The organism is Pseudomonas sp. B8(2017) (genome assembly GCF_002113575.1).
Taxonomy (GTDB): domain Bacteria; phylum Pseudomonadota; class Gammaproteobacteria; order Pseudomonadales; family Pseudomonadaceae; genus Aquipseudomonas; species Aquipseudomonas putida_Z.
Genome location: NZ_NEIO01000014.1, coordinates 23,778 through 30,238 on the forward strand (window position 1 = coordinate 23,778; position 6,461 = coordinate 30,238).

Here is a 6,461-nt window from a genome sequence, read left to right on the forward strand (position 1 = left end):
CATGCGCCGCCTCGACCTGGAATTCCAGCCCCGGCGCAACAGCCCGTTGGCCTGGTCGCTGCTGGCCGTGGCGAGTGCCATGGTCGCCGGCCTGGTGCTGCTGCAACAAAGCTTGCAGGCCGAGCAGGTCGAAGTGGAGGCCAGCGTGCACAGCCTGGAGCAGCAACTGGGCCGTCGCCCGGCCACTGTCGCACCGCTGGGCAGCGCCGCCAGCCGCGAACAGGCCGAGCGCCTGGCGCAGATGCAAAGCGTGTCGCAGCAGCTGCAACGGCCCTGGCAGCAGCTGTTCGCCATGCTTGAAGCGCAACCCCAGGACGACGTGGCGCTGCTCAGCCTGGCCCCCGACGCGCGCAAAGGCCAGCTACGCATCACCGCCGAGGCGCGCAACCTGGAAGCGATGCTGCAGTACCACCAGCGCCTGGAGGCCAGTGCCGAGCTCAGCGATGTGTCGCTGCTCAACCACGAGGTGCTGGCCGCGCAGCCCGAGCACCCGGTGCGCTTCACCCTCACCGCCACCTGGGAGACCGGCCATGCGCGCCCGTGAATCGCTGAACAGCCTGATCCTCCAGGAACGCCTGCGTCGCGTCGGCCCGGTCGGCCTGGCTGCAATTGCGGTGGGCCTGCTGGCCGTGGGCGTGCTGTTCGCCGGGGTGTTGCCGCAATGGCAGAACCTGCGCGAGCTGCGCGCCGCTGAAGCGGACGCCAGCGTGCAGGTCGAGCGGGTCAGGCGTGGCGAGCTGAAGATCGCCATCAAGCCCGAGCAGCAGGCCCTCGACAGCCTGCGTCAGCAACTGCCGGGGCAGCCCCGGGCCAGCGAGCTGATCGAGCGCCTGTACCACTTGGCCAGTGCCGAGCATATCAGCCTGGCGCGTGGCGAATATGCCCTGGGCATCGACCCCAGGACGCAACTGGCGCGCTACCAGATCGTGCTGCCGGTGCGCGGCAGCTACCCGCAGATTCGCAGCTTCCTCAGGGGCTTGCTGAAGCAGTTGCCGACCCTGGTGCTGGAAGACCTGGAGCTGCAACGCAAACGCATTGGCGACAGCGAGCTCAACGCCCGCCTGCGCATGACCCTTTACCTGTCGAGGTCGTGATGAACACACAACGTGCTGTCATCTGGGTTGGCTTCCTCGGCGTGAGCGCGGCGCTGGCCTGGGCCCCGGGCCATTGGTTCGGCGAGGAAGACAGTGTTGCCCCCTTCGCGGGCAAACCCACTACCACAAAATCGGCGGTATCCACGGTCCCTGTGGGAGCGGGTTTACCCGCGAAAGGGCCGGAACAAGCCTCAAGAGATCTCTTCCCGACCCAGCAATGGACCAAACCCCAGGCCTTGGCCACCGTCACCGAACAACCCGTGGTCACCGCACCCGCCGTAGCCGCAGCCCCGACTGCACCGGCCCTGCCATTCCAGTTCATTGGCCGCATCGGCGACCGCGACGACCTGCAGATCTTCCTGCAGAGCGGCGAAAAACTCTACGTCGTGCGCCAGGGCGACGTGATCGAAGACACCTACCGCCTCGAACGGGTATCGGCCAGCGAGCTGCACCTGGTCTACCTGCCTTTGCATCAGTCGCAGACTTTGTCTGTAGGGAGCGCACCATGAAGTCGTCAAAGCTGTGCAAACCGGCTCCGTTCCTGCTTGTGGCGCTGTGCGTGGCCATTGCCGGCTGCGGCTCCAGCGCGGTACGCAAGGACAGTGACCAGCTGATGAAGGAGGGCCAGTACGAAGCCGGCATCGCCCGCCTGGAAGAAGCCCTGCGCGAGGACCCGCGTGACACCGAACTGAACATCGCCCTGGCCCACAGCCGCCAGGCCGCGGTCGAGGCGCTGCTGACCCAGGCCGACGCCGACCGCATCCGCCACGACTTCGCCAGCGCCCGCATGGGCTATGGCCGGGTGCTGACCCTGGAGCCGAACAACCGCCGCGCCCAGGAAGGCATCCGCCAGCTGGAGCTGATCCGCACCCTCGACGAGCGCGTGGCGCTGGGCCAGGCGGCGCTGCGCCAGGGCGACCTGTTCGGTGCCGAGCGCTACATGCGCGAAGTGCTGCGCCTGGACCCGCAGAACCAGAAGGGCATTGCCCTGCGCAGCGACATCGAGAACGTGCAGGCGCGCACCGCGCAACCGTTCCCGCAGCTGCGCAGCAAGCTGGAGCGGCCGGTGACCCTGGAGTTTCGCGATGCCAACCTGAAGACCATCTTCGAGGTGCTGTCCCAGGTCGCTGGCATCAACTTCATCTTCGACAAGGACATGCGCCCGGACATGAAGGCCACCATCTTCGTGCGCGAGTTGCGCATCGAGGACGCCGTGGCGCTGCTGCTGGAACAGAACCAGCTGCGGCAGAAGATCGTCAACGAAAACACCCTGATGATTTACCCCGACTCGCCGCAGAAGACCAAGGACTACCAGGAACTGGTCATGCGCACCTTCTACCTGACCAGCATCGACTCCAACACTGCGCTGAACATGGTCAAGACCATGCTCAAGACCCGCGACGTGTTCGTCGACGAACGCCTCAACACCCTGACCATGCGCGATACCCCCGATGCCGTGCGCATGGCCGAGAAGCTGCTGCAGTCGCAGGACCAGTCCAACCCCGAGGTGGTGCTGGAAGTGGAGGTGATGGAAGTGGCCACCTCGCGCATCCTCGACCTCGGCCTGCAATGGCCCAACACCTTCGGCGTGCTGAGCTCCGACGGCCAGCCGGTGAGCGTGCTCGACCAGCTCAAGGGCATCGACTCCAGCCGCATCAGCATCGCGCCGGCGCCGCAGGCCAAGATCAACGCCCAGGACAAGGACATCAACACCCTGGCCAGCCCGGTGATCCGCGTCAGCAACCGTGAGCAGGCGCGCATCCACATCGGCCAGCGGGTACCGATCATCAGCGCCACCTCGGTGCCGTCCACCCAGGGCCCGGTGATCACCGAAAGCGTCACCTACCTGGATGTGGGCCTGAAGCTCGAGGTGCAGCCCACCGTGCACCTGAACAACGAAGTGGCGATCAAGGTAGCCCTGGAGGTGAGCAACGCCACCCCGCTGGAAGCCACGCGCCAAGGCACCATCCCGGTCCAGGTCGACACCCGCAACGCCCAGACCACCCTGCGCCTGCACGATGGCGAAACCCAGGTGCTGGCCGGCCTGGTGCGCAACGACCACAACGCCAGCGGCAACAAGATCCCGGGCCTTGGCGACATCCCCGGCCTGGGCCGGCTGTTCGGCAGCAACAAGGACGACATGAGCAAGTCGGAGCTGGTGCTGGCGATCACCCCGCGCATCGTGCGCAACCTGCCGTACCAGAGCCCGTCGGACATGGAGTTCGCCACCGGCACCGAGTCGGCCATGCAGGTGCGGCAGATGGCGCCGTTGCCGCCGGCGGATGTGCCTGGCAATGCCCCGGCCACCGATGCCCCGGTGGTGGAAAGCCAGATGGCGATCGCCCCGGCCAAAGGGAGCCCGCGGCCATGATCGCGCAGCGCCGCATGCAGGGCTTCAGCCTGATCGAGGTGGTGCTGACCCTGGCACTGCTCGGGCTGCTTGCCAGCATGGCCGCGCCGCTGACCGAAACCGTGGTGCGCCGCGGCAAGGAACAGCAGCTGCGCGAGGCGCTGTACCAGATTCGCGACGCCATCGACGCCTACAAGCGCGCGTTCGATGCTGGCTACATCGAGAAGCGCCTGGACGCCAGTGGCTACCCGCCGAACCTGCAGGTGCTAGTCGACGGCGTGCGCGATGTGCGCAGTGCCAAGGGCGCCAAGTTCTACTTCCTGCGGCGCATCCCGCACGACCCGCTGGTGGCGGCCAAGGCTGAGGACGAAGGCGGGTGGGGGCTGCGCGCCTACGACAGCAGCCCCGACAACCCGCGCGAAGGCGAAGACGTGTTCGACGTGTATTCCAAGGCCCGCGGCAAAGGCCTGAACAACATCCCCTACGGGCAATGGTGACAGCCATGAAACGCAGCAAAGGCTTCACCCTGATCGAACTGCTGGTGGTGCTGGCGATCATCGCCACGCTGATGACCATCGCCATGCCGCGCTACTTCAACAGCCTGGAAAGCTCCCGCGAAGCCACCCTGCGCCAGAGCCTGGCGGTGCTGCGCGAGGCGCTGGACCACTACTACGGCGACACCGGCCACTACCCCGACTCGCTGGAGCAGTTGGTGGAGCAGCGTTACCTGCGCAACACCCCGATAGACCCGATCACCGAGCGCAGCGATGCCTGGCAGCTGGTGCCACCGCCCGAAGGCGTGGCCGGCGGCGTGGCCGATATCAAGAGCGGTGCCACAGGGAGGGCGCGCGATGGCAGCCTGTTCGCGGAATGGTAAGGCCGACGCCGGCTTCACCTACCTGGGCGTGCTGCTGCTGATTGCGGTCAGCAGCGTGGCCCTGGCCGCCACCGGCACGCTCTGGGCCAGTGCCGCCCAGCGTGACCGCGAACGCCAGCTGTTGTGGGTAGGCAGCCAGTATGCCCAGGCCCTGCGCAGCTACTACCGCGCCTCGCCGGGGCTGGCCCAGTATCCGCAGGAACTGGCCGACCTGCTGCAGGACAACCGCTTCCCGCAGGCCAGGCGGCACATTCGCCGGCTGTACCCAGACCCCATCACCAACAGTGACGATTGGGGCCTGCTGCGCTCGATCGATGGCCGCATCACTGGCGTGCACAGCCGCTCGGACGCCACCCCGTTCAAGCGCAGTGGCTTCAGCGCCGAATGGAGCGGTTTCGATGGGCTGGAACATTACAGCGACTGGCAGTTCGTCGCCGAGCAGGCCTTTACCGAAAGTGCCGGTGGCGTGCAGACCCATGCCGGCCCGGGAGACACGCCGTGAGCCGCCTGGCCGCGCTGTGCCTGGGCCTGCTGCTGGTGGCAGTGCTGGCCACCTCGGCCAAGGCCGGGGACGAGGACGAGATGCAAGGCTTCATCGTCGACAACACCATCTCGCACATCGGCCACGACTTTTACTACTACTTCGCCGACCGCCTGCGCGCCACCAGCCGGCTTGATTTCAACCTGGTGGTGCGCGAACGCCCGGATGCCCGTTGGGGCAGCCTGGTCACCGTGGAATTCGAGCGTGAGGTGGTGTACCGCCGCTTCCTGCCGCCGAACACCACCGAGCTCAAGGACGAGGCCGTTGCAGCAGCCGACCTGGTCAAGCAGCAAATCATCCAACGCAAGTTGCAACGCCTGCTGCAGGACACCACCGATCTGGAGAGGGACGAGCTATGAAGTACCACATACCCCGTTGCATCGCCGCCTGCCTGTTAGCCAGCGCATGTGCCGCCCAGGCCACCGAGCTGGTGTACACCCCTATCAACCCGGCCTTTGGCGGCAACCCGCTCAATGGCACCTGGTTGCTGAACAACGCCCAGGCGCAGAACGACCACGACGACCCCGACCTCAAGGACCGTTCCTCGGCCTTTACCGGCACCACGGCCCTGGAGCGCTTCAGCAACCAGCTGGAGTCGCGGATGTTGTCGCAGTTGCTGGACAACATCAGTAACGGCAACACCGGCAGCATGGCGACCGATGCGTTTCTCATCGACGTCATCGACGATTCCGGGGCCTTGAGTATCAAGGTCACCGATCGCGCCACAGGAGAAATTTCGATCATTGAGGTCAGCGGCCTGAACCCTTGAGGGGGCAAGGCTATTTGTTGGGGAGAGAACACCATGAAACGTCTGCTGAGCACGCTGCTGATCCTCACCGCCCTGGGTCTGCACGGTTGTGGCCTGCGCGAACCGATGCCCGCCGAACAGGACTCGGAAACCCCGACCCTGACCCCCCGTGCGTCGACCTACTACGACCTGATCAACATGCCACGGCCCAAGGGCCGGTTGATGGCGGTGGTGTATGGCTTCCGCGACCAGACCGGGCAGTACAAGCCGACCCCGGCCAGCTCGTTCTCCACCAGCGTCACCCAAGGCGCGGCAAGCATGCTGATGGACGCCCTGAACGCCAGCGGCTGGTTCGTGGTGCTGGAGCGTGAAGGCCTGCAGAACCTGCTGACCGAGCGCAAGATCATTCGTGCTTCGCAGAAAAAGCCCGACGTGCCGGAAAACATCATGGGCGAGCTGCCACCGCTGCAGGCCGCCAACCTGATGCTGGAGGGCGGCATCATTGCCTACGACACCAACGTGCGCAGCGGCGGCGAAGGTGCCCGTTACCTGGGCATAGACATCTCCCGCGAGTACCGGGTCGACCAGGTGACCGTTAACCTGCGCGCGGTGGACGTGCGCACCGGGCAGGTGCTGGCCAATGTGATGACCAGCAAGACCATCTATTCGGTCGGCCGCAGCGCCGGGGTGTTCAAGTTCATCGAGTTCAAGAAGCTGCTCGAGGCCGAGGTGGGGTACACCACCAACGAACCGGCGCAGCTGTGCGTGCTGTCGGCGATCGAGGCGGCGGTGGGGCACTTGCTGGCGCAGGGGATTGAACGGCGGCTGTGGCAGGTGGCGGGGGATGCGGG

General features: G+C 66.1%; 10 protein-coding genes. All 10 read left to right on the plus strand.

The genetic code is table 11. From position 1 onward, the window contains the following. The first annotated feature begins 1 nt into the window (after position 1). Positions 2-544, plus strand: coding sequence for a PilN domain-containing protein (locus tag CAG22_RS18960; RefSeq protein WP_075045046.1), 543 nt, complete (start codon positions 2-4; stop codon positions 542-544). Then, a complete protein-coding gene (pilO, locus tag CAG22_RS18965) occupies positions 531-1,094 on the plus strand; it encodes a type 4a pilus biogenesis protein PilO (RefSeq protein WP_085705945.1) in 564 nt (187 codons plus the stop codon). Before CAG22_RS18960 ends, pilO begins: the two co-directional genes overlap by 14 nt. Next, positions 1,094-1,603, plus strand: a complete 510-nt coding sequence (locus CAG22_RS18970) for a hypothetical protein (protein WP_085615418.1) — start codon at positions 1,094-1,096, stop codon at positions 1,601-1,603. The genes pilO and CAG22_RS18970 overlap by 1 nt, the downstream gene beginning before the upstream one ends. Beyond that, on the plus strand, positions 1,600-3,465 hold the full coding sequence (locus tag CAG22_RS18975) for a secretin N-terminal domain-containing protein (protein ID WP_025339365.1): 1,866 nt from the start codon (positions 1,600-1,602) through the stop codon (positions 3,463-3,465). Before CAG22_RS18970 ends, CAG22_RS18975 begins: the two co-directional genes overlap by 4 nt. Further along, complete coding sequence (locus CAG22_RS18980) at positions 3,462-3,941, plus strand: type II secretion system protein (RefSeq protein WP_085692466.1); 480 nt, start codon at positions 3,462-3,464, stop codon at positions 3,939-3,941. The genes CAG22_RS18975 and CAG22_RS18980 overlap by 4 nt, the downstream gene beginning before the upstream one ends. A 5-nt stretch (positions 3,942-3,946) precedes the next feature. Further along, complete coding sequence (locus tag CAG22_RS18985) at positions 3,947-4,321, plus strand: type II secretion system protein (protein ID WP_024087221.1); 375 nt, start codon at positions 3,947-3,949, stop codon at positions 4,319-4,321. After that, on the plus strand, positions 4,296-4,823 hold the full coding sequence (locus tag CAG22_RS18990) for a type II secretion system protein (protein WP_013972856.1): 528 nt from the start codon (positions 4,296-4,298) through the stop codon (positions 4,821-4,823). The genes CAG22_RS18985 and CAG22_RS18990 overlap by 26 nt, the downstream gene beginning before the upstream one ends. Beyond that, on the plus strand, positions 4,820-5,221 hold the full coding sequence (csgE, locus tag CAG22_RS18995; RefSeq protein ID WP_085705946.1) for a curli production assembly/transport protein CsgE: 402 nt from the start codon (positions 4,820-4,822) through the stop codon (positions 5,219-5,221). Before CAG22_RS18990 ends, csgE begins: the two co-directional genes overlap by 4 nt. Next, a complete protein-coding gene (locus tag CAG22_RS19000) occupies positions 5,218-5,631 on the plus strand; it encodes a curli assembly protein CsgF (RefSeq protein WP_085705947.1) in 414 nt (137 codons plus the stop codon). Before csgE ends, CAG22_RS19000 begins: the two co-directional genes overlap by 4 nt. Positions 5,632-5,664: 33 nt before the next feature. Further along, on the plus strand, positions 5,665-6,461 hold a 797-nt coding region (locus CAG22_RS19005), incomplete at its 3' end, for a CsgG/HfaB family protein (RefSeq protein WP_256582440.1).